The 22099-nt window shown below is 45.7% G+C and carries 18 protein-coding genes and 4 tRNA genes; 20 read left to right on the top strand and 2 right to left on the bottom strand.

Translation table 11 applies throughout. From position 1 onward, the window contains the following. Positions 1-71 precede the first annotated feature (71 nt). Positions 72-1184: an agmatine deiminase gene (gene aguA, locus KO533_RS10885; protein WP_028761371.1), complete on the bottom strand. Its 1113-nt coding sequence runs from the start codon at positions 1182-1184 to the stop codon at positions 72-74. Positions 1185-1692: 508 nt separating this feature from the next. On the opposite strand from aguA, the gene mazG reads away from it, so the two are divergent. From mazG to rpoS, 11 genes are all read left to right on the top strand, one after another. Beyond that, positions 1693-2619 carry a nucleoside triphosphate pyrophosphohydrolase gene (gene mazG / locus KO533_RS10880; protein WP_219254094.1) on the top strand — a complete coding sequence of 309 codons (927 nt, stop codon included), beginning with the start codon at positions 1693-1695 and terminating at the stop codon, positions 2617-2619. A 116-nt stretch (positions 2620-2735) separates the two neighbouring features. After that, positions 2736-4373, top strand: coding sequence for a CTP synthase (locus KO533_RS10875; RefSeq protein WP_012587102.1), 1638 nt, complete (start codon positions 2736-2738; stop codon positions 4371-4373). Between the two features lie 230 nt (positions 4374-4603). After that, positions 4604-5899, top strand: a complete 1296-nt coding sequence (eno, locus tag KO533_RS10870; RefSeq protein WP_105251763.1) for a phosphopyruvate hydratase — start codon at positions 4604-4606, stop codon at positions 5897-5899. 99 nt (positions 5900-5998) lie between these two features. Next, complete coding sequence (ftsB, locus tag KO533_RS10865; RefSeq protein ID WP_105253074.1) at positions 5999-6298, top strand: cell division protein FtsB; 300 nt, start codon at positions 5999-6001, stop codon at positions 6296-6298. Between the two features lie 12 nt (positions 6299-6310). Continuing rightward, complete coding sequence (ispD, locus tag KO533_RS10860) at positions 6311-7102, top strand: 2-C-methyl-D-erythritol 4-phosphate cytidylyltransferase (RefSeq protein ID WP_212601489.1); 792 nt, start codon at positions 6311-6313, stop codon at positions 7100-7102. A gap of 37 nt (positions 7103-7139) precedes the next feature. Then, positions 7140-7625 carry a 2-C-methyl-D-erythritol 2,4-cyclodiphosphate synthase gene (gene ispF / locus KO533_RS10855; RefSeq protein WP_168822943.1) on the top strand — a complete coding sequence of 162 codons (486 nt, stop codon included), beginning with the start codon at positions 7140-7142 and terminating at the stop codon, positions 7623-7625. A gap of 20 nt (positions 7626-7645) precedes the next feature. Continuing rightward, the gene (locus tag KO533_RS10850; protein ID WP_219254092.1) at positions 7646-8761 is read left to right on the top strand and encodes a tRNA pseudouridine(13) synthase TruD; all 1116 of its coding nucleotides are present in this window, start codon (positions 7646-7648) and stop codon (positions 8759-8761) included. Beyond that, entirely contained in the window at positions 8758-9507 is a 750-nt protein-coding gene (gene surE, locus KO533_RS10845) for a 5'/3'-nucleotidase SurE (RefSeq protein ID WP_105251808.1), read from the top strand. Before KO533_RS10850 ends, surE begins: the two co-directional genes overlap by 4 nt. Beyond that, on the top strand, positions 9504-10139 hold the full coding sequence (locus KO533_RS10840; RefSeq protein ID WP_028761363.1) for a protein-L-isoaspartate(D-aspartate) O-methyltransferase: 636 nt from the start codon (positions 9504-9506) through the stop codon (positions 10137-10139). The genes surE and KO533_RS10840 overlap by 4 nt, the downstream gene beginning before the upstream one ends. Positions 10140-10239: 100 nt before the next feature. Then, entirely contained in the window at positions 10240-11136 is an 897-nt protein-coding gene (locus KO533_RS10835) for a peptidoglycan DD-metalloendopeptidase family protein (protein ID WP_219254090.1), read from the top strand. 80 nt (positions 11137-11216) lie between these two features. Continuing rightward, on the top strand, positions 11217-12197 hold the full coding sequence (gene rpoS, locus KO533_RS10830; RefSeq protein ID WP_028761361.1) for an RNA polymerase sigma factor RpoS: 981 nt from the start codon (positions 11217-11219) through the stop codon (positions 12195-12197). Positions 12198-12329: 132 nt separating this feature from the next. Here the strand turns inward: rpoS and mutS are convergent, their stop codons facing one another. Then, positions 12330-14900 (bottom strand): DNA mismatch repair protein MutS, encoded by a 2571-nt coding sequence (gene mutS / locus KO533_RS10825; protein ID WP_219254088.1) that lies wholly within the window; start codon positions 14898-14900, stop codon positions 12330-12332. Between the two features lie 402 nt (positions 14901-15302). Here mutS and recA point away from each other — a divergent pair, with 402 nt between their 5' ends. The 9 genes from recA (at position 15303) to KO533_RS10780 (ending at position 22064) form a co-directional block, all read left to right on the top strand. Beyond that, positions 15303-16370 (top strand): recombinase RecA, encoded by a 1068-nt coding sequence (gene recA, locus KO533_RS10820; RefSeq protein ID WP_105251812.1) that lies wholly within the window; start codon positions 15303-15305, stop codon positions 16368-16370. Positions 16371-16444: 74 nt separating this feature from the next. Further along, a complete protein-coding gene (locus KO533_RS10815; protein WP_028761357.1) occupies positions 16445-16858 on the top strand; it encodes a regulatory protein RecX in 414 nt (137 codons plus the stop codon). A gap of 319 nt (positions 16859-17177) precedes the next feature. Then, positions 17178-19802, top strand: a complete 2625-nt coding sequence (alaS, locus tag KO533_RS10810; RefSeq protein ID WP_105251814.1) for an alanine--tRNA ligase — start codon at positions 17178-17180, stop codon at positions 19800-19802. 9 nt (positions 19803-19811) lie between these two features. Beyond that, on the top strand, positions 19812-21068 hold the full coding sequence (locus tag KO533_RS10805; RefSeq protein ID WP_006082603.1) for an aspartate kinase: 1257 nt from the start codon (positions 19812-19814) through the stop codon (positions 21066-21068). Positions 21069-21186: 118 nt separating this feature from the next. Next, positions 21187-21384 carry a carbon storage regulator CsrA gene (gene csrA / locus KO533_RS10800; RefSeq protein ID WP_006082602.1) on the top strand — a complete coding sequence of 66 codons (198 nt, stop codon included), beginning with the start codon at positions 21187-21189 and terminating at the stop codon, positions 21382-21384. 205 nt (positions 21385-21589) lie between these two features. After that, positions 21590-21681 (top strand) — tRNA-Ser (locus tag KO533_RS10795). A gap of 22 nt (positions 21682-21703) precedes the next feature. After that, positions 21704-21780 (top strand) — tRNA-Arg (locus KO533_RS10790). 44 nt (positions 21781-21824) lie between these two features. After that, positions 21825-21901 (top strand) — tRNA-Arg (locus tag KO533_RS10785). An 86-nt stretch (positions 21902-21987) separates the two neighbouring features. Beyond that, a tRNA-Arg gene (locus KO533_RS10780) sits at positions 21988-22064 on the top strand. The last annotated feature ends 35 nt before the right edge of the window (positions 22065-22099 follow it).

Here is a 22099-nt window from a genome sequence, read left to right as displayed (position 1 = left end):
TACACCCTCCCGCTGAAAGCTAATTGTGGTGTAATAACAGTGACATCAATCGTCATGCTGTTCTCCTTAGATTACTTTCCAGAGGGGATCTGCTGGGTAATACAATGGATATTACCGCCACCTAATAAAATCTCACGGGCTGGCACACCCACAATCTCATGCTCTGGGAAGATTTCCTGCAGTTTTTGGGCGGCGATATCATCGGTTGCAGGGTCAAGCAGTGGGAACACGATGCGATTATTGGTGATTAAAAAGTTCACATAAGAACCGGCTAAACGCTCACCCGCCGTGCGTGGCACGCCAGTGCCTTCGGTCACGCCTTTTGATTCTTCTTCGGTGCAATACAGCGGCCCCGGTTGTGGCAATAGATGGATTTTTAACTTACGGCCTTTGGCATCCACGGTATTTTGCAGCACATCGAGCGCCGCTTTTGAGCGTGGATACTGGGGATCAGTCTCATCATCGGTCCAGTGCAGAATGACTTCACCAGGACGGGCAAAACAGCACATATTGTCGATATGGCCATCGGTCTCATCCATATACACGCCATCTTGCAACCAGATAAACTGCTTAACATTCAAATAGTCACGCAGTAAGTCTTCAATCTGTTCTTTTGTCAGTTCAGGGTTACGGTTGGCATTGAGTAAACATTCTGCACTCGTCATACAGGTGCCTTCACCATCGACATGGATGGAGCCACCTTCGAGGATCAGCGGCGCGCTGTAACGGGCAAAACCATGCTGCGCAAGCATCTGCTGCGCGACTTGCTCGTCCTTATCCCATGGGAAGTACAAACCACCGTTATGGCCGCCCCAAGCATTAAAACCCCAGTCAACACCACGGCATTCGCCATTGTCATTCACAACGACGGTTGGCCCAGTGTCACGAGCCCAGCAATCGTTACTGTCCATTTCAACCAAGGTGACATGGGATGGCATCACCGCTTTAGCTTCGGCTAAAAACGTCTTAGGAACACCCATATAAACAGGGGTTGTCGCACCAATGGCATCGGCCACCTTAGCAAAGGTCGCCTGAGCATAAGCACCAGCTGCACGCCAGTTATCAGGACGATAGGGCCAAATCATCCACACCGCTTGCTGCGCAGCCCATTCGCCAGGCATATAAAAACCATCTTGGGATGGCTTAGTCGTTAACTGCGTGGCATCCAGTGTCACGTTTGTCATGAGTTTTGTCTCCAGTAATGCTTAAAAACGATAAGGGTGTGCGTCCTAACATCGGACGACAGAATCGAAATATACCTAACATCAATCAAATGAATAAATTGAAGGACCGCATTTATCATGTGCATAGTTTGGCCGAAATTGTCAGGTTTTCACTCGGTGAGTTTTAGCTTCATTGAAATATTGCTGCGTATCTTATCATTTAAGATGGCTTGCGCTAAATACTTGTATGCAGGACATAGATGAGAATTTGTAGGGGAGGAAGGTTGTCAATTTATTGCTCACGAGATGAGTGAATTACGAAATGGAGCGAATGCTCTTTAGTTAAAATAAGTCTTAGTTGAAATACGGCACTAAAATCTGATCTCAGCATCAAAATAGCGCTTTTATTTTACCTAGCTTATCATCATCGCTTTATTGTAGCCTTTTGCTAAAAAACACTGCGGAGGCGTATTTTTTGTTCTTTCTCAATATTCGCCCGTTGCAGTATTTATCTTTAAAGGATATCAGCATGACTTCCCACACGGCGCCATTAACCTCATTTTCTACTACTGAACCTTCTCTCACTGAAACTTCTACAATGGAACCTTCTACAACGGAACTGTCTATAACAGATGTAGAGCCGCTACTTAAGATCATGGAAAAACTGCGTGATCCGCACACGGGTTGCCCGTGGGACAAAGCGCAAACCTTTCAAACTATAGTGCCTTTTACTTTAGAGGAAGCCTATGAAGTTGCCGATACCATAGAGCGTTTAGCCTGGGATGAGTTACCCGATGAACTCGGGGATTTGTTATTTCAAATCGTATTCTATTGTCAGCTCGGTAAAGAGCAGGGGTTATTTGATTTTTCGAGCGTGATTGAGAAAATTAGCGACAAGTTAACCCGTCGTCATCCCCATGTGTTTGGTGAGCAAAATCCGCAAATAGGCGATAGTGCCCAAGCGATGAAAGCCAATTGGGAGGCGATTAAAGCGATTGAGCGTGAGCAAAAGGCGCAGCAAGTGGCGGGTGAAACTCAAGCAGATACTCTGGTTTCAGCGTTAGACAATATTCCGCGTACCCAACCTGCGTTGTCGCGCTCAATCAAAATTCAGCAAAGGGTGGCGCGAGTCGGTTTCGATTGGGCCGAACTTGAGCCCGTGGTCGCTAAAATCCATGAAGAAATCGATGAAGTCTTGCATGAAGTGAATCAACCCGAGCAAGACCAAGCTAAAGTGCAGTCCGAAATGGGCGACTTGCTGTTTGCCGTGGTGAATCTAGCTCGCCATCTTAAGGTTGATCCAGAACAAGCGTTGCGACAAGCCAATCTTAAATTTGAACGCCGTTTTCGCGGCGTTGAACAGTTGGCTAGTGACAGCGGTAAAAGCATGGAAGAGCACACATTAATGGAGCTCGATGCCTATTGGGACCAAGTAAAAGCGACAGAGACGAGATAAACGGCAAATTATCCCGATTGGTGTTTGTCGAATCGCGCCGCCTTTGGTATACTACTGCCCCGTCCTAGTGCTTTCTTACAAGCACGTATTTTCAAACTCATTTTCTCAGGTTCAGCATGACTACAAGGTATATCTTCGTTACTGGTGGCGTTGTTTCATCACTAGGTAAAGGCATTGCAGCAGCATCATTAGCTGCAATTTTAGAGGCCCGCGGTCTCAATGTAACCATCATGAAACTGGACCCTTACATTAACGTTGATCCGGGTACCATGAGCCCAACCCAACATGGCGAAGTATTTGTTACTGAAGACGGTGCAGAAACAGATCTCGACTTGGGTCACTACGAGCGTTTCATCCGTACTAAGATGAATCGTCGTAACAACTTCACTACTGGTCGTATTTACGAAGAAGTATTACGTAAAGAACGTCGTGGCGATTATTTGGGCGCAACTATTCAGGTTATCCCACACATCACTAATGCGATTAAAGAAAAAGTATTAGCAGGTGGCGAAGGCCATGATGTGGCTATCGTCGAAATCGGCGGTACTGTGGGTGATATCGAATCTTTGCCGTTCCTAGAGTCTATCCGTCAGCTCGGTGTTGAGCTGGGTCGTGATCGTACTCTGTTCATGCACTTAACCTTAGTGCCTTTCTTAGGTGCAGCAGGCGAAGTGAAAACTAAGCCAACTCAACACTCAGTGAAAGAGCTGCGTTCTATCGGTATTGCACCAGATGTGCTGGTTTGCCGTGGTGATCGTGCGATTCCTGCTAATGAAAAAGCCAAAATTTCGCTGTTCTGTAACGTCGAAGAGCGTGCGGTTATTTCATTAAAAGATGTTGATAGTATTTATAAAATCCCAGCTTTGTTACGTTCACAAGGTTTGGATGACTTAGTGGTTAAGCGTTTCGGTTTAGAATGCCGTGAAGCGGATCTGTCTGAGTGGGAAAATGTGATTTATCAAGAAGCTAATCCAAACGGCGAAGTCGTTATTGGTATGGTGGGTAAATACATTGAACTGCCAGATGCCTATAAGTCAGTCAACGAAGCATTAAAACACGCTGGCCTTAAAAACCGCGTATCAGTGACTATCAAGTACATTGATTCACAAACCGTAGAAGCCAAAGGCGAAGAAGTCTTACAGGGTTTAGACGGTATCTTAGTACCAGGCGGTTTTGGCGAGCGTGGTGTTGAAGGTAAGATACTGGCGGCAAAATTTGCCCGTGAAAACAATCTACCTTATTTCGGTATTTGTTTAGGTATGCAAGTTGCCCTGATTGAATTTGCGCGTAATGTTGCTGGCATGGCTGATGCACATTCAACTGAATTCAATAAAGAAACACCATTCCCAGTGGTGGGTTTGATCACTGAATGGATTGACGAAGAAGGTAATGTTGAGCAGCGCCATGAGGCTTCTGACTTAGGTGGCACTATGCGTTTAGGCGCTCAATTGTGTCATTTACTCGAGGGTTCAAAAGCGGCTCAAGCCTACAAAGGCAACAGCTGTGTAGAACGTCACCGTCACCGTTACGAAGTGAACAACAAATACAGAGAGCGTTTAGAGCAAGCTGGCATGATCTTCAGCGGTTTGTCTTCTGATCGTAAACTGGTGGAAATGATCGAATTAAAAGATCACCCATGGTTTGTTGCAGGTCAATTCCATCCTGAATTCACCTCAACTCCGCGCGATGGTCACCCATTGTTCGAAGGGTTTATTGCTGCGGCAAGTGCGCATCAAAAACGTGATCTGAAGTAAGAATATTTGAGGCCGGACCCGCGACAGTGGTGCCGGCCTTTTGCTACACTCGTCGCGACTTGAAACATAAGAATTTAATACTTCTGGGTGTAAACAGAATGCGTATCCGTTGCATCTGTATGGACGCAAACCGTAAATGGAATTTTGTTATTTTCTGCGGTATGTGACTTCCATTTATTCCCATAGGTATTGGTTTTTTCTTTTATCTTTAAACTTAAATCGAGGGTGTTATGGCTAAGATTATTAACGTGATTGGTCGCGAGATTATGGATTCTCGTGGTAACCCAACTGTTGAAGCCGAAGTGCATTTAGAAGGTGGTTTTGTGGGTATGGCTGCGGCGCCTTCTGGTGCATCAACTGGTAGCCGCGAAGCGTTAGAATTACGTGATGGCGATAAGAGCCGTTATTTAGGCAAAGGCGTATTAACAGCAGTTGCTAACGTAAACGGTGTCATCCGCGCTGCATTATTAGGCAAAGATGCGACTGCACAAGCTGAGCTTGATCAAATCATGATCGACTTAGATGGCACAGAAAACAAAGACAAGTTAGGCGCAAACGCGATTCTGGCTGTGTCTTTAGCGGCTGCTAAAGCAGCAGCAGCATCTAAAGGTATTCCTTTATACGCGCATATCGCTGAATTGAACGGTACACCAGGCCAATATTCTATGCCTGTGCCTATGATGAACATCTTAAACGGTGGAGAGCACGCGGATAACAACGTTGATATCCAAGAATTCATGGTGCAACCAGTTGGCGCGAAAACCTTCCGTGAAGCACTGCGCATGGGCGCTGAAATCTTCCATACGCTGAAAAAAGTATTGCACGACAAAGGTCTAAGCACTTCTGTGGGTGACGAAGGTGGTTTTGCACCTAACTTAGCGTCAAACGCTGATGCGTTAGCCATTATCAAAGAAGCGGTTGAACTGGCTGGCTACAAGTTAGGTACTGATGTCACGTTAGCGCTGGATTGCGCTGCATCTGAATTCTACAAAGACGGCAAATACGATTTAGCGGGCGAAGGCAAAGTCTTCGACTCGAACGGTTTCTCTGATTTCTTAAAATCATTGGCTGACCAATACCCAATCGTGTCTATCGAAGACGGCTTAGACGAATCAGATTGGGATGGTTGGGCTTACCAAACTCAAATCATGGGCGACAAGATCCAATTAGTGGGCGACGATTTATTCGTTACTAACACTAAAATCTTAACCCGTGGTATTGAAAACGGTATTGCTAACTCAATCCTTATCAAGTTTAACCAAATTGGTTCATTGACTGAGACTTTAGCGGCTATTCGTATGGCGAAAGAAGCGGGTTATACCGCCGTGATTTCACATCGTAGTGGTGAGACTGAAGATTCAACCATTGCTGACTTAGCCGTGGGTACTGCTGCTGGTCAAATCAAAACCGGTTCACTGTGTCGTTCTGACCGTGTCGCTAAATACAACCAATTGCTGCGCATCGAAGAGCAATTAGGTGAAAAAGCCCCATACCGTGGTTTGAAAGAGATCAAAGGTCAGGCGTAATTTAATATTTGATGTAAAAAGGCCACCACTTGGTGGCCTTTTTTGTTGTACTATCTGCTGTATATTTTTTTAATCCAAGATACTGACGCTAATTCCTCCATGAAATTTTTTGTCATTGCACTCATAGTGCTACTCGGTGTACTGCAATTCCGTCTTTGGTCGGGAGGTAATAGTCTTCCTGAATATTTCGTTCTGCAAAAACAAATTGCCGCCCAGCAAGAAGGTAACGCCAAACTCAATGAGCGTAACCAAGTGCTGAAGGAAGAAATCATCGATCTGAAAAGTGGTACAGAAGCCATCGAAGAGCGCGCACGCAACGAACTTGGCATGGTTAAAGAAGGCGAGACCTTCTATCGCGTCGTGGGTGGTGAGCGCTCGGTATCGAGTCCATCTCAGTAATATGGAGTTAGGATGACAGAGCTAGGACATTTAGATCTTGGATTAAATGAACAATCCAATCCCGATAGTCAATCTGATCTGGTAACACAAATTGAATTGCAGCGCCAAGCTGAGCATGTCACTCAAGCTGTGGTTGCCATCGTTCCCGCCGCAGGCATAGGTAGCCGTATGGGCGCCGACAGACCTAAGCAATATCTTGAGGTGTGCGGCCAGAGTATTCTTGCTCATACCTTAGATAAGCTCTTGTCCCATCCGCACATTTCTCAAGTGATCGTCGCCTTACATTCGAACGATACTATCTTCGATACCTTGCCACAGGCCGTGCACCCCAAATTGATTACAGTATTAGGTGGCGGTGAGCGCGCTGATTCTGTGTTGGCGGCGCTGCAAATTGCACCCGAGCACAGTTGGGCCTTAGTGCATGATGCGGCAAGACCTTGTTTAACCGCGACGGATATCGACAAGTTACTCGCATCTAGAGTGCAATTCCCCCAAGGTGCTATTTTGGCAATGCCTGTACGCGATACCATGAAGCGCGCGAATAAACAGGGTGAAATCAGTGCCACTGTGTGCCGCGATAATTTATGGCATGCATTGACGCCGCAGTTATTTCCAGCGCAGCAATTAAAAAATTACCTCAATGCGGCTCTGGCTGCAGGTGCGGTAGTCACAGATGAGGCTTCGGCGATGGAATGGGCGGGGATATCACCCGGACTCGTTTCGGGCCGTGCTGATAATATAAAAGTAACGCATCCCGACGATTTAGGGCTAGCCGAACTGTTTTTGATGCGTGCCGTTAAATAGTCATAATCAAAGTAAAATAATACGTTAGGAATATTAAATGAAAATCCGTATCGGCCATGGTTTCGATGTGCATAAATTTGGTGCGGCGCGGCCACTTATCCTTTGTGGCGTGGAAGTACCCTATGAAACAGGCCTAGTCGCACATTCAGATGGTGATGTGGTACTGCATGCGATTTCCGATGCCATCCTCGGTGCTTTAGCGCTCGGTGACATAGGCAAACATTTCCCCGATACCGATGCCGCCTATAAGGGTGCCGATAGCCGCGTATTGCTGCGTCATTGCTATGCTTTAGCGAGAGCGAAAGGCTTTGTGCTCGGCAATCTTGACGTCACTATCATAGCCCAAGCTCCTAAAATGGCACCGCACATAGAGGCAATGCGCCAGATATTAGCCGCCGATTTAACCGCGGAACTTGACGATATTAATGTCAAAGCGACCACGACTGAACAGCTTGGATTTACCGGGCGTAAAGAAGGTATTGCGGTAGAAGCCGTGGTACTTATGGCCCGCAAACACGATTAACTTAAGAGTAAAAAAGTCCCATGAGCGAATTACATTATCTGTATGGTAAGCCTTTAGGTACAGCAGATCTAAGAACCCAAAATAGCGATTTTATCGTGAAAGAGATTTTGCCTTTTAGCCCGACGGGTGAAGGTGAACATCATATGCTGCATGTACGCAAAGAAGGGCTAAATACAGTACAAGTCGCGGAAATGATCGCTAAGTTTGCTAAGGTGCATCCAAAGGAAGTGACCTACGCTGGGCAAAAAGATAAAAATGCCATCACAGAACAATGGTTCGGTGTGCGTATTCCTGGTAAAGAAACGCCTGCTTGGAAGGATCTCAATAGCGAGCGTTTGACCATATTGTCGAGCAGCCGCCACAGCAAGAAACTGCGAATTGGTGCCTTAGTCGGTAACCGCTTTATTCTTACCCTGAGAAATGTCACCCAAGTGGAAGACATTATCAGTCGTATCGAAAAGGTCGCTCAAGTGGGCGTGCCCAATTACTTTGGTGAGCAGCGCTTTGGTCACGATGGCAAAAACTTAGTGTTTGGTCGCCAAATGATGGCGGGTAAAAAAGTGAAAGACAGAAATAAGCGCAGCATGTATTTGTCTGCCGTGCGCTCAAATCTGTTTAACACTGTAGTGTCGTACCGATTAGCCAACCATGGCACTAAGCCTTTAGCGGGTGATTGTGTGATGTTAGCGGGCAGCAAAAGCTTCTTCGTGACGCCTGAATGGGATCTCATCGTATTGAAGCGTCTGATTGAAAAAGACATTCAACTTTCTGCACCATTGTGGGGGCGCGGCATGATGTTACCCCAAGGTGAAGCTGCTGCGGTAGAAACCTTAGCCATGAGTGAGTTAGCTGACGATTGCTATGGTTTAGAGCACGCCGGATTAGAGCAAGAACGCCGTCCGTTACTGCTTGAGCCCCAAGGCCTTAAATATGAACAAACCGCTGATGGCTTAGTGCTGGAGTTTGTGTTGCCTGCGGGCAGTTTTGCAACATCATTATTGAGAGAGTTGGTTAATTATCAAGATGTTAAAGAGCAGCAATGGCAAGCGACATTGGTGCAGGAGCCTGCGCCTGAGGTAACTAACGCTAACGTAGTGGCTAACACTGATACTGTTAAGACTGAAGCAGAGTCATGATTCGTATCCTTGTTAGCAATGACGATGGGATTAATGCTCCAGGTATCAAAGCCTTATCTGAGGCTTTGGCTGAAATAGCGACTGTGCTGACTGTTGGGCCGGATCGAAATTGCTCTGGTGCGAGCAACTCATTAACCTTGACTAATCCATTAAGAATTAATAGGTTAGATAATGGCTATATTTCCGTTCACGGTACACCGACAGATTGCGTTCATTTGGCTATCCGAGAATTATGTGATGGCGAACCTGATATGGTGGTGTCTGGCATCAATGCGGGGGCAAATATGGGTGATGACACCTTATATTCGGGGACAGTTGCCGCCGCGATGGAAGGACGCTTTTTAGGTTTTCCTGCAATAGCGATTTCGCTTAATGGCCGTAAATTCGAACATTATCAATCGGCTGCTGTTTATGCTCGGCGGATAGTTCAAGGTTTGTTGGCCCAGCCTTTGGCAAAAGATCAGATCTTAAATGTGAATGTGCCTGACTTGCCACTTGATCAAATTAAAGGCATCAAAGTGACTCGCCTCGGTGCTCGTCATAAGGCCGAAGGCATAGTGCGAACGCAAGATCCTGCCGGACGTGAAATCTTCTGGCTTGGTCCACCGGGACAAGAGCAGGATGCCACAGAGGGCACTGATTTTCATGCTATCGCCAATGGCTATGTTTCAATTACGCCCTTGACGGTTGATTTAACCGCCTACGGACAACTAACGGCATTGCAAAATTGGGTAGATAAAATATGACTCGAGTTGCCTTAACATCGGCGGTGAATTTAGCTAAAAAGCTTCAAGATGCGGGGATCCGTAATCAAGCCGTGTTAAAGGCGATATCGCATACGCCGCGAGAAATGTTTCTCGATAATGCGCTAGCCCATAAAGCCTATGAAAATACGGCTTTGCCAATTGGACAAGGGCAAACCATTTCGCAGCCTTATATCGTTGCCCGTATGAGCGAACTCTTACTGCACAAGATGCCACAGCGAGTGCTAGAAGTGGGGACGGGATCGGGCTATCAGGCAGCCATTTTGGCTCAATTGGTGCCTCAGCTTTGTACTATCGAACGGATCAAAGGTTTACAAATTCAAGCAAGACAGCGTTTAAAACGATTAGATTTGCATAATGTGTCGTTCAAATATGGTGATGGTTGGTTGGGATGGGCTAATCGTAGTCCGTTCGATGCCATTATGGTGACTGCGGCGGCGGCGACTATACCAGAAGCTTTGCTGTCTCAATTGGCTGATGGAGGGGTGTTAGTCTTACCTGTGGGAGAGGATACTCAACAATTGATGCGTATTACGCGCACTGCTGACCGCTTTAGTTCTGAAACCATTGAAACGGTTAAATTTGTACCTTTAATTAATGGAGAGTTAGCTTAACCTTGTGTTGTGCTACTGTGTTAAGCGAAGTGCTTGTTTTGCACAGAAGGCGTCATTTTCTCATCATGAACAGTAATACAACCTTACCAAGGAGTTTTTATTGTTGAATGCGGGTTTACTCTTAAACCTTTGCTTTATATTTCTGCTTGTAGGCTGTAGCTTTCAGGCCAGCAGACCCGCACCCGTCGAAAATATTTCCCATAGCTACTCTAAAAATAGCAAAGGCCACATTAAATCGAATTCATATAAAGTTAAAAAAGGTGACACTCTCTACTCTATTTCTTGGGGGGCAGGGAAAGACTTTTCTGAAATAGCTAAACTTAATCAATTAGATAACCCTTATACAATTTACCCTGGACAGATTTTATATTTAACTAATGCTAAATCTAGTAACCAATCAAAATCTACGACTTTAGATGGAAATATAACGGGTAATTCAGATGCTAATTCAAGTAAAGGTGATAAAAAACAATTAGATGGTAAGGTTTATCAGTCTAATGCTAAGTCAAGTAACGATCTGAAAAAAACACTTGATCAGAAAGCTAAGCCCGCGTACCTTGTAACAAGTTCCCAACAAAGCGTTAACCGGCTAATGGTTCCACCCACCTCAACACTGCCAGCCAGTGTGAGTCAGTGGCAGTGGCCAGTAAGAGGGAAGTTAATCGGAACTTATTCTGCCAATGAGCAGGGAAATAAAGGTATTAAGATCGCGGGAAATCGGGGAGATATCATCAAAGCAGCTGCAGATGGGCGGGTGGTATACGCAGGAAGTGCTCTTAGGGGTTACGGTAATTTAGTGATTATTAAACATAGTGACGATTACCTTAGTGCTTATGCTCATACGGACAAGATCTTAGTCAAAGAAAAGCAACATGTCCTCGCAGGGCAGACTGTTGCAAAAATGGGCAATACAGGTGCCAATCGGGTAATGTTACATTTTGAAATTCGTTACCATGGACAGTCTGTAAACCCACTTACTTATTTACCTAAACAATGATTGTTTGGGGCCTTGTTGGCAAATGGAGGATAGGAAATTGCACTAATTCAGCAGTTTAATTAGGTTTGGGAGATTTGATCATGAGCCGCATAAATAGCACTGCCGCAGAAGCACTAGTAGATTTTTCCGTAGAAACCGTAGACTTTGATCTTGAAAAAGAAGAAGTTGCCACCGATCTAGTCCAAGAGCTAGGAATAGAACAACAGGTCCAAGATGACCTTCAAAAAAATCTTGATGCCACTCAACTTTATCTAGGTGAGATTGGTTTTTCCCCACTGCTTAGCGCAGAAGAAGAAGTTTACTTTTCCCGTAAGGCCTTAAAAGGTTGTGCAAAATCCCGTAATCGCATGATCGAAAGTAATTTACGTCTCGTCGTAAAAATTGCACGTCGTTACAATAACCGCGGCTTAGCACTGCTTGATCTTATCGAAGAGGGTAATTTAGGTTTAATTCGTGCCGTAGAAAAGTTTGACCCAGAAAGAGGTTTTCGTTTTTCAACCTATGCGACTTGGTGGATCAGACAGACAATTGAACGCGCTATCATGAATCAAACTCGTACTATTCGTTTGCCGATTCATGTTGTTAAAGAACTCAACGTATACTTGCGCACAGCCCGCGAATTAGCACAAAAACTGGATCATGAACCTACAGCGGAAGAAATTGCTGAAAAACTGCAAGTTTCTAGCTCTGATGTGAGCCGCATGCTTAAGCTGAATGAAAAAATTACCTCTGTTGATACGCCTTTGGGGGGTGATAACGAGAAAGCATTATTAGATGTACTGGCCGATGATGATAGTGTTGGCCCTGACTATAAAGTGCAAGATGAAGACATCTCTAACTCGGTGGTGAAATGGCTTAACGAGTTGAACACAAAACAAAGAGAAGTATTAGCCCGTCGTTTTGGTTTGTTAGGTTATGAACCTTCTACGCTTGAAGATGTGGGGGCTGAAATTGGTTTAACCCGTGAACGTGTTCGTCAAATCCAAGTGGAAGCATTAAAACGCTTACGTGATTTATTGGGTTCTCAAGGTTTATCTGTTGAAGCTTTATTTAGAAACTAATATCTGTCTTCTGGTGCCTTTCAGAGAAGCTATCCAGAAAATATACTTAGTGTGAGATCACGTCATAAAGTAAAACGCCCACTATAGAGTGGGCGTTGTTATTTTTAGGCTTTTATTTAGATCACCTGATGTCTAGCTCAAGCGTTTCAGTTCATAGAGCAAATCAAGCGCCTGTTTTGGCGTTAAGTTATCGGGATTAATGCTACTTAATTTAGTCAAAGCTGGATTTTCAACCGGTTCAGGTAAAGCGAGTAAGCTTTGAATGGGCGTCCTCGTTCCTTCTGGTTGATGATCGCGACTCTCCAATTGCTGCAATTTATGTTTCGCTGCTTTAATCACTTTGTTTGGCACGCCAGCAAGCGCCGCAACTTGTAAGCCGTAGCTTTTACTGGCTGCACCTTCCTGTACCGCATGCATAAAGGCGATGGTATCTTCATGCTCAATGGCATCAAGGTGCACGTTATACACGCCTGTCATTAGCTCAGGCAATTGAGTTAATTCAAAATAATGGGTGGCGAATAGGGTCATAGCTCCGACTTGCTGGGCTAAATATTCCGCCGCCGACCAAGCTAGTGATAAACCATCATAGGTGGATGTTCCACGGCCGATTTCATCCATTAACACTAAACTACTGGCAGTGGCATTGTGCAGGATGTTGGCAGTTTCAGTCATTTCTACCATAAAGGTTGAGCGGCCAGAGGCCAGATCGTCTGATGCGCCAATACGGGTAAAGATGCGATCAATCGGGCCAATCAGGGCGCGATCTGCTGGAACAAAACAACCAATATGGGCCATCAGCGTAATCAAGGCGACTTGACGCATATAGGTCGATTTACCGCCCATGTTGGGTCCGGTGACAATCAACATACGTCTTTGATTGTGCAAGGTCACTGGGTTAGCGATAAACGGCGTTTGGCTAACACGCTCCACCACTGGATGGCGACCTGCGTCTATTTGTACGCCGATATCTTGGCTCAGCTCTGGACAAGTGTAGCCCAAGGTTTCGGCACGCTCGGCAAAGTTACTCAGTACATCAAGCTCAGCCGCCGCTCTAGCAAAGGCTTGTAATTCATGCAACTTTGGCAGAATAAGATCGAACAACTGTTCCCATAACTGCTTTTCGAGTGCCAGCGCTTTACCTTGGCTCGAGAGGACTTTTTCTTCGTATTCCTTAAGTTCAGGCGTGATATAACGCTCCATATTCTTAAGTGTTTGGCGTCGTTGATAATTGAGCGGTACTTGTGAGGATTGCAGGCGGCTTACTTCGATGTAATAGCCGTGTACGCGGTTATAGCCGACTTTAAGTGTATTAATGCCAGTACGTTCTTTTTCTCTGGCTTCAAGTTGTACTAAGTAATCACTCGCTCCTTCGCTCAGACCGCGCCATTCATCTAGTTCGCTGTTGTAGCCTTCACGGATCACCCCGCCATCGCGGATAAGCATAGGTGGATTATCGACTATCGCGCGCTCAAGCAGGGCTTGCTCAGCGGGGAACTCACCTAAGTGTTGACGCAATTGAGTCGTGTGCGGCGCGCTCAGTGTACTTAAACTCAGTTGTAATTCAGGCAATAAGCCCAGTGCTTGACGTAAACGTGCAAAGTCCCTTGGACGGGCAGTACGCAGGGCTAACCTTGCCATGATACGTTCGATATCGCCAAGTGCCTTTAACTGCTCATGCAAACCTTCGTGGGCTGCGGTATCGAGGAGTTCAGTCACCGCCTGTTGGCGCGCCTTGATTTGCTTAGGATCTCGCAGAGGCTGATGGATCCAGCGTTGTAACATACGGCTGCCCATAGGCGTTGCCGTATTATCCAATACTGCCGCTAAGGTATTATCGCGGCCACCGGCAAGGTTTTGAGTGAGTTCTAAATTTCGGCGCGTTGCCGCATCAAGCACTATGCTATCGGTTTGATTGAAGCGGATAATGGCATTGATATGGGGCAGTGCCGTGCGCTGTGTGTCTTTGACATATTGCATCAAGCAACCCGCAGCCTGCAGTGATAAACGTGCATCTGCGATACCAAAACCATGCAAGTCTTTCGTGCCAAACTGGGCCAGTAGTAACTTGATACTCGTATCGTAATCAAATTCCCACTCGGGGCGACGGCGTTTGCCTTTAAAACCGTTAAGTAGTCCAAGTTCACCAAAGTCTTCACTGTAGAGAATTTCAACGGGATTAGTGCGTTGCAATTCCGCTTCTAATGACTCTCGGGTGTCGAGCTCTGCAATCACAAAACGTCCGGATGAAACATCTAATGTGGCATAACCAAAACCGACTTTACCTTGATAAACCGCGGCTAACAGATTGTCTTGGCGTTCCTGCAGCAACGCTTCGTCGGTTAAGGTGCCTGGCGTGACAATTCGCACCACTTTACGTTCTACCGGCCCTTTAGATGTCGCGGGATCGCCAATCTGTTCGCAAATCGCAACTGATTGACCAATTTGAACTAATTTTGCAAGATAGCCTTCCACAGCATGGTAAGGAAGCCCCGCCATCGGAATAGGATCGCCACCACTTTTACCGCGCGCAGTGAGTGAAATGCCTAACAGCTCAGAAGCGCGTTTAGCATCGTCATAAAACAACTCGTAGAAGTCACCCATGCGATAAAACAGCAACATATCGTGATGTTCTGCTTTCATCGTCAAGTACTGACGCATCATAGGAGTATGTTTTTCTAAATCATCGGTATCAATTACATTCATTAAATCGTTATCGTCCGTTGTGACTGCCTAAAGGCGATACAGTTTGTGTGGTTAAGGGTGATTAAGCGCTATGGAAGCGGAAGACTGCTGTACAATTTTCAGCTAAAAAGACCACGCAAAATTTGTTGCGCCAATCTTAGCAATAATTTAGCGAAAATTGAGCCCTTAACGATGGATATTGATCAAAGGGAGCTATTATCTGATTTGATATTCGCTAAAACCTTGGCCATATTAAAAATCCTATCAGCTAAAAATAATTCAGTCACAGGTCTTGATACTGTATGATTGTACAGTATACTAGTCAGCAGAATTAAGACAAAAAGCACGGCTTTTTGAATTACCCGTTTGTAAATTGAATATCACTTTTGACAGCTTAATGCTTGTCTTGATGAGGGAACAGGAATGAAGGTCGATCCAAATAAAGAGAAAGCACTTGCTGCGGTATTGATCCAAATTGAGAAACAATTTGGTAAAGGCTCCATCATGAAGCTGGGCGAAGATCGCTCTATGGATGTTGAGACCATTTCTACCGGTTCTCTGTCTCTGGACGTTGCTTTAGGTGCTGGCGGTTTGCCAATGGGTCGTATCGTTGAGATCTATGGTCCTGAATCATCAGGTAAAACAACACTGACTTTAGAAGTGATTGCGGCAGCGCAACGTGAAGGCAAAACCTGTGCCTTTATCGATGCAGAGCATGCACTAGACCCTATTTATGCTAAAAAATTGGGCGTAGATATTGATAACCTGCTGTGTTCGCAACCGGATACCGGCGAGCAAGCGCTTGAGATTTGTGATGCTTTAACTCGCTCAGGTGCTGTTGACGTTATCGTAGTTGACTCAGTGGCGGCATTAACGCCTAAAGCTGAAATCGAAGGCGAAATTGGTGATTCTCACATGGGCCTAGCGGCGCGTATGATGAGCCAAGCTATGCGTAAACTTGCGGGTAACTTAAAGCAATCTAACACCTTACTTATCTTCATCAACCAAATTCGGATGAAGATTGGTGTGATGTTCGGTAACCCAGAAACTACAACCGGTGGTAATGCGCTGAAGTTTTATGCTTCTGTTCGCCTAGACATTCGCCGCACTGGTGCCATTAAAGACGGCGATGAAGTGGTCGGTAACGAAACTCGCGTTAAAGTGGTGAAAAACAAGGTTGCAGCGCCGTTTAAGCAAGCTGAGTTCCAAATCCTTTATGGCCAAGGTATTAACCGTACTGGTGAGTTAGTAGACTTAGGCGTAGCCCATAAGTTGATTGAAAAAGCGGGCGCTTGGTACAGCTATAAAGGCGATAAAATCGGCCAAGGTCGTGCTAATGCTGGCAAATATCTGACTGAAAACCCAGCTATTGCTGCTGAAATTGACAAGACGCTACGTGAGTTGCTTTTGAGTAATCCGAGTGCCTTGGCTGCCAAAGCTGATGATAGTACTGAGGACAATATTGATTTAGAGACAGGCGAAGTATTCTGAGTCAGTCAGCCCATCAAATTGCGGTCGCGCTGTTAGCGCGCCGCGATTATTCCCGTTTACAAATCCGCGATAAATTGCTCGAAAAAGGTTTCGAACTTAACGATATCGAACCTGTACTCGATGCTTGCGAATCCTCCGGTTTTATTAATGATGCTCGTTATGCCGAACTGTTGGTGCGAAGCCACATCAGTCGAGGCCACGGTGCAATACGCATCCGCCAAGCAATCGCACAGAAAGGCTTATCTAAAGACTGTATTGAAGCCGCTTTGGTTAATTGTGATTGTGACTGGTTTGAGCTAGCAAAAGATAAAGCCACCAAAAAATACGGCATTCCCCGTGTGACAGAAGTGAAGGGCTCTAAAGCTCGGGATCTCATCGCAAAGGAAAAGGCCAAACGAGTGCGTTTTTTAATGGGTCAAGGCTTTAGCTACGATCAAATCACTTACGCACTAGATTCAGATCCCAATGATCTCGATGAAGATTATTAAATTTGAAGCTAAGACTGTAAAAGCTCATCTAAATATCATCAATGGGTCTTGTCCATTTCGTACTCCACATTAGACTCACTTGCTTAAATATTGTCCGTGCCGCGATAAACTTACGCCGTCTTTATTTGTGCTTTATCCTGTCGTTTTGCTTCTAGTGACTCTGGTGTGGGCGATTCACGCTAAAATATTAAATTCCTGATGTGTATATCACCAATCAAGACTGGTCGTCCTTCCTTAGTCTGCTTATAATGCTGGGCAAATAGAAATACGGCTAGCCTAAGGCGTAGCTGGTAATGCTTACCCAATTCAGGATGATTTCATGTATCAAACTACAGCAGAGCTCAGAAGCGCTTTCCTCGAATTTTTCCGCAGCAATGGTCATCAAGTTGTGGACAGTAGTTCATTAGTGCCAGGCAACGATCCCACACTTTTATTTACCAATGCAGGCATGAACCAGTTCAAGGACGTGTTTCTTGGCATGGACAAACGCAATTATACGCGTGCGACCACTGCTCAACGTTGTGTACGCGCTGGTGGTAAACATAACGATTTGGATAACGTTGGCTACACTGCACGTCATCACACCTTTTTCGAAATGCTAGGTAACTTCAGTTTTGGAGATTATTTCAAAGAAGAAGCGATTCGTTTGGGTTGGACTTTTTTAACTGAAACGTTAAAGCTGCCTAAGGAACGTCTGTGCGTCACTATTTATCAGACAGATGATGAAGCCTTTGAAATCTGGAATAAAAAAATTGGTGTCGCTGCCGAGAACATCATACGTATCGGTGACAATAAAGGTGCTGCCTTTGCGTCAGATAACTTCTGGCAAATGGGTGATACCGGTCCTTGTGGTCCATGTACTGAGATTTTTTATGATCATGGTGATCATATTTGGGGCGGACGTCCTGGCAGTCCTGAAGAAGATGGTGATCGTTTCATCGAAATCTGGAACATCGTTTTCATGCAGTACAACCGTCAAGCATCGGGTGAAATGTTACCTTTGCCTAAGCCCTCGGTTGATACAGGCATGGGGATTGAGCGTATTGCTGCGATTATGCAGGGCGTACATTCTAACTACGAAATCGATATTTTCCGTACTTTGATTGCTAAAGCCGCAGAGGTCATTGGTGTTAGTGACTTATCTGAAAAGTCGCTGCGAGTCATTGCCGATCATATCCGTTCATGTGCATTTTTAATTGCCGATGGCGTTATGCCGTCGAATGAAGGCCGTGGTTATGTGCTGCGCCGTATTATTCGCCGCGCTGTTCGCCATGGTAACAAGTTAGGTGCGACCGAAGCTTTCTTCTACAAGCTGGTTCCGTCTTTGATTGCGGTGATGGGCGATGCAGCAAAAGGGTTAGCTGAGACTCAAGCGATTGTTGAAAAAGCACTGAAAGCGGAAGAAGAGCAATTTGCCCGTACGCTTGAACGTGGTTTAGGTATTTTAGATACGGCCTTAAACGAGTTGAAAGGTGACACCTTAGACGGCGAAACCGTATTTAAGTTGTATGACACCTATGGCTTCCCAATGGATTTGACCGCTGATGTCTGCCGTGAGCGCAACATCATTGTCGATGAAGCCGGTTTCGAAGTCGCCATGGCTGAGCAACGTAGCCGCGCACAAGCTGCCGGTAACTTTGGTGCAGATTATAACGCTGCGCTGAAAATTGATACTGAAACTGCATTCAGTGGTTACACCGAATTAGCGGGTCAAGCTAAGGTCACCGCGATTTATCAAAATGGTGAGTCAGTGACGGCGATCAAAGCGGGTGATGAAGCCGTTGTCGTGCTCGATGTAACACCTTTCTACGCTGAATCTGGCGGTCAAGTAGGCGATAAAGGCCAATTGGTTGCGAATGGTATTGAGTTTACGGTAAACGATACGCAAAAGTATGGTCAAGCAACGGGCCATCAAGGTGTTTTGGCTACAGGTAGCTTGAGCGTTGGCCAAGTTATTGAAGCGAAAGTGGATAAAAAACTGCGTCACCGTACACAGTTAAACCATTCTGTTACGCATTTACTGCATGCCGCACTGCGTCAAGTGCTCGGTACTCATGTCTCGCAAAAAGGGTCTTTGGTTGATCCTGAGCGTTTACGTTTTGACTTCTCCCATTTCGAAGGCGTAAAAGCTGCTGAATTAAAAGAAGTTGAAGAATTAGTTAACACTCAAATTCGTCGTAACCATGAACTTAAAACCGCTGAAATGGGCATAGATGAAGCTAAAGAGAAAGGCGCTATGGCACTTTTTGGTGAGAAATATGATTCACAAGTGCGTGTTGTGACTATGGGCGATTTCTCTATCGAATTGTGTGGCGGTACCCATGTGGGTCGCACTGGCGATATCGGCTTATTTAAAATCACCTCTGAAGCAGGTATTGCTGCGGGTGTACGTCGCATCGAAGCCGTGACTGGCGCTGCTGCTATGGCTTATGTGGCGCAGCAACAAGCTGAACTGGAAGAAGCCGCTGCCTTATTGAAAGGCGATGCCAACTCAGTGGTGGCTAAGTTAAAAGCGCAGCTCGATAAGATGAAGCAACTCGAAAAAGAAATGGCGCAGCTGAAAGATAAGCTAGCGGCCGCAGCGAGTGCAGACTTAGTGGGCGATGCCGTTGTAGTTAATGGCGTTAACGTACTGATCAAAAAATTAGACGGCGTTGAGGCAAGTTCATTACGTGGCTTGCAAGATGAATTAAAACAGAAATTGAAATCGGCCATTATCGTTCTTGGTACCGCGCAGGAAGGGAAAGTTAACCTGATCGCGGGTGTGAGTAACGATCTGATCGGTAAAGTCAAAGCGGGTGAGCTAGTCGCTATGGTCGCTGCACAAGTGGGCGGTAAAGGCGGTGGTCGTCCTGATATGGCTCAAGCGGGCGGTAGCCAGCCAGAAAATCTGGATGCGGCATTGGCTCAAGTATTACCTTGGATTACTGAGCGTCTAGCTTAAGAGGTTGCTGTGCCCCAAAAACGAAAGCTTAGTGGTAGCAAGCTTTTTGTGAAAAAGTTCGGCGGCACTTCGGTGGGTTCTATTGAACGTATCGAAGCGGTCGCTGAGCAGATTACAAAGTCAGCTCACAATGGTGAGCAGCAAGTTTTAGTCTTATCCGCGATGGCGGGTGAGACGAATCGCCTGTTTGCACTTGCAGCACAAATTAATCCGCGCGCCTCGGCGCGCGAGTTAGACATGCTAGTCTCGACGGGTGAGCAAGTGAGTATTGCTTTGATGTCGATGGCGCTACAACGTCGCGGCATAAAAGCGAAATCCCTTACGGGCGATCAAGTGCAAATTCATACAAATAGTCAATTTGGCCGCGCCAGTATCGAGCGCGTCGATACTGAGTATTTGCAATCCCTGTTAGCCGACGGTGTTGTGCCGATCGTTGCAGGGTTTCAGGGCATCGATCCTCAAGGTGAAGTGACCACCTTAGGACGCGGTGGTTCAGATACCACTGCAGTAGCCTTAGCGGCAGCGTTAGAAGCCGATGAATGCCAGATTTTTACCGATGTGGCAGGGGTATTTACCACAGATCCTAATATTGATAGCAGTGCACGTCGCCTCGATGTGATTGGGTTTGATGTGATGCTCGAAATGGCAAAGCTCGGCGCTAAAGTATTGCATCCTGATTCTGTTGAATACGCCGAGCGTTTTCGCGTACCGCTGCGAGTATTGTCGAGCTTTGAAGCTGGGCAGGGGACGTTAATCCAATTTGGCGACGAGTCGGAATTAACGATTGCCTCGTTAGTGCAAGGTATTGCGATTAATAAGGCGCTGGCAACGCTGACGATTGAAGGGCTGTTTACCACCAGTGAACGCTATCAAGCGTTGTTAGGCTGCTTAACTCGATTGGAAATCGACGTGGAATTTATTTCTCCATTGAGGATCCATGAGGATGATCCTTCGGGTCGCGTCAGTTTTATGCTCGCAGAAGCTAAGGTTGATACTCTGCTTAATGAGCTCGAAGGCTTAAGTGAAAGCCTTGCTCTCGGGCCATTGATTATCGAACGTCAACGTGCAAAAGTATCTTTAGTTGGCAAAGGTTTACAGGCAAAAATGGGATTATTGACTAAGATGTTAGAAGTCTTGGGTAATGAAACTATTCATGCTAAGTTACTCACGACGTCAGAGAGTAAATTATCAACCGTTATCGATGAAAGGGACTTACACAAGGCGGTTCGGGCGTTACATCACGCTTTCGAGCTAAATAAGGTGTAATTAAATAACCGTTTGAGTATTGAATACTATTAATTTGTACTAAGCTGACCTTATAATAAGCCCATCTACCGGATGAGTGCCGTGTGTAAGCTGAATTAAGAAATAAAGGAGCTATCGAATGCTGATTTTGACTCGTCGTGTTGGCGAAACACTGATGATTGGTGATGAAGTCACAGTTACAGTGCTAGGGGTAAAAGGCAATCAAGTGCGTATTGGTGTGAATGCACCAAAAGAGGTTTCTGTTCATCGCGAAGAAATCTACCAACGCATTCAATCTGAAAAATCAGGTACACCATCGGAAGGTGGTAACTTTTAGTACCTTGTTTTGGCAAGCGTACTACGGCAACAGAAGAGTCAGTTTTTTAACTGGCTTTTTTATTTTTTAGACCGAAAGATTGGCGTAAATCAATACATTGGCTTGATATAACAGCAATGTGATTAAAAACAGTTCAAATGGAATCTGTTTCGGAAAAAGGGTTTGACTTATTTTCGTCAAACAGTAATATGTGCGCCAAGAAAACGGAGAGGTGGCCGAGTGGCCGAAGGCGCTCCCCTGCTAAGGGAGTATGGGCTTTAACTCCCATCGAGGGTTCGAATCCCTCCTTCTCCGCCATTTCTTACTGATAGGAAACAGTGCGCGTGTAGCTCAGCTGGATAGAGTACCTGGCTACGAACCAGGCGGTCGGAGGTTCGACTCCTTCCACGCGCACCATTTTTTATTATTGTTTGATGTAAAAGTAAATTTAGATACAAGTCGCGCGTGTAGCTCAGCTGGATAGAGTACCTGGCTACGAACCAGGCGGTCGGAGGTTCGACTCCTTCCACGCGCACCATCTCTGCATTAGTTAATCTTTAACTCATCAGTTTTGAATTTCATAAGAAATTTTGTAGATAATTGCTTATAGCAAAGAGTTAAAATGCGCGTGTAGCTCAGCTGGATAGAGTACCTGGCTACGAACCAGGCGGTCGGAGGTTCGACTCCTTCCACGCGCACCAATTTAGATTAATATGATTTAAATCATATTAATGTT

Origin of the sequence: Shewanella sp. NKUCC05_KAH, assembly GCF_019345585.1 — a bacterium.
Lineage (GTDB): Bacteria > Pseudomonadota > Gammaproteobacteria > Enterobacterales > Shewanellaceae > Shewanella > Shewanella oncorhynchi.
The sequence above is the reverse complement of the archived record's forward strand: the minus strand, read 5'-3'. Positions and strand labels throughout refer to the sequence as shown.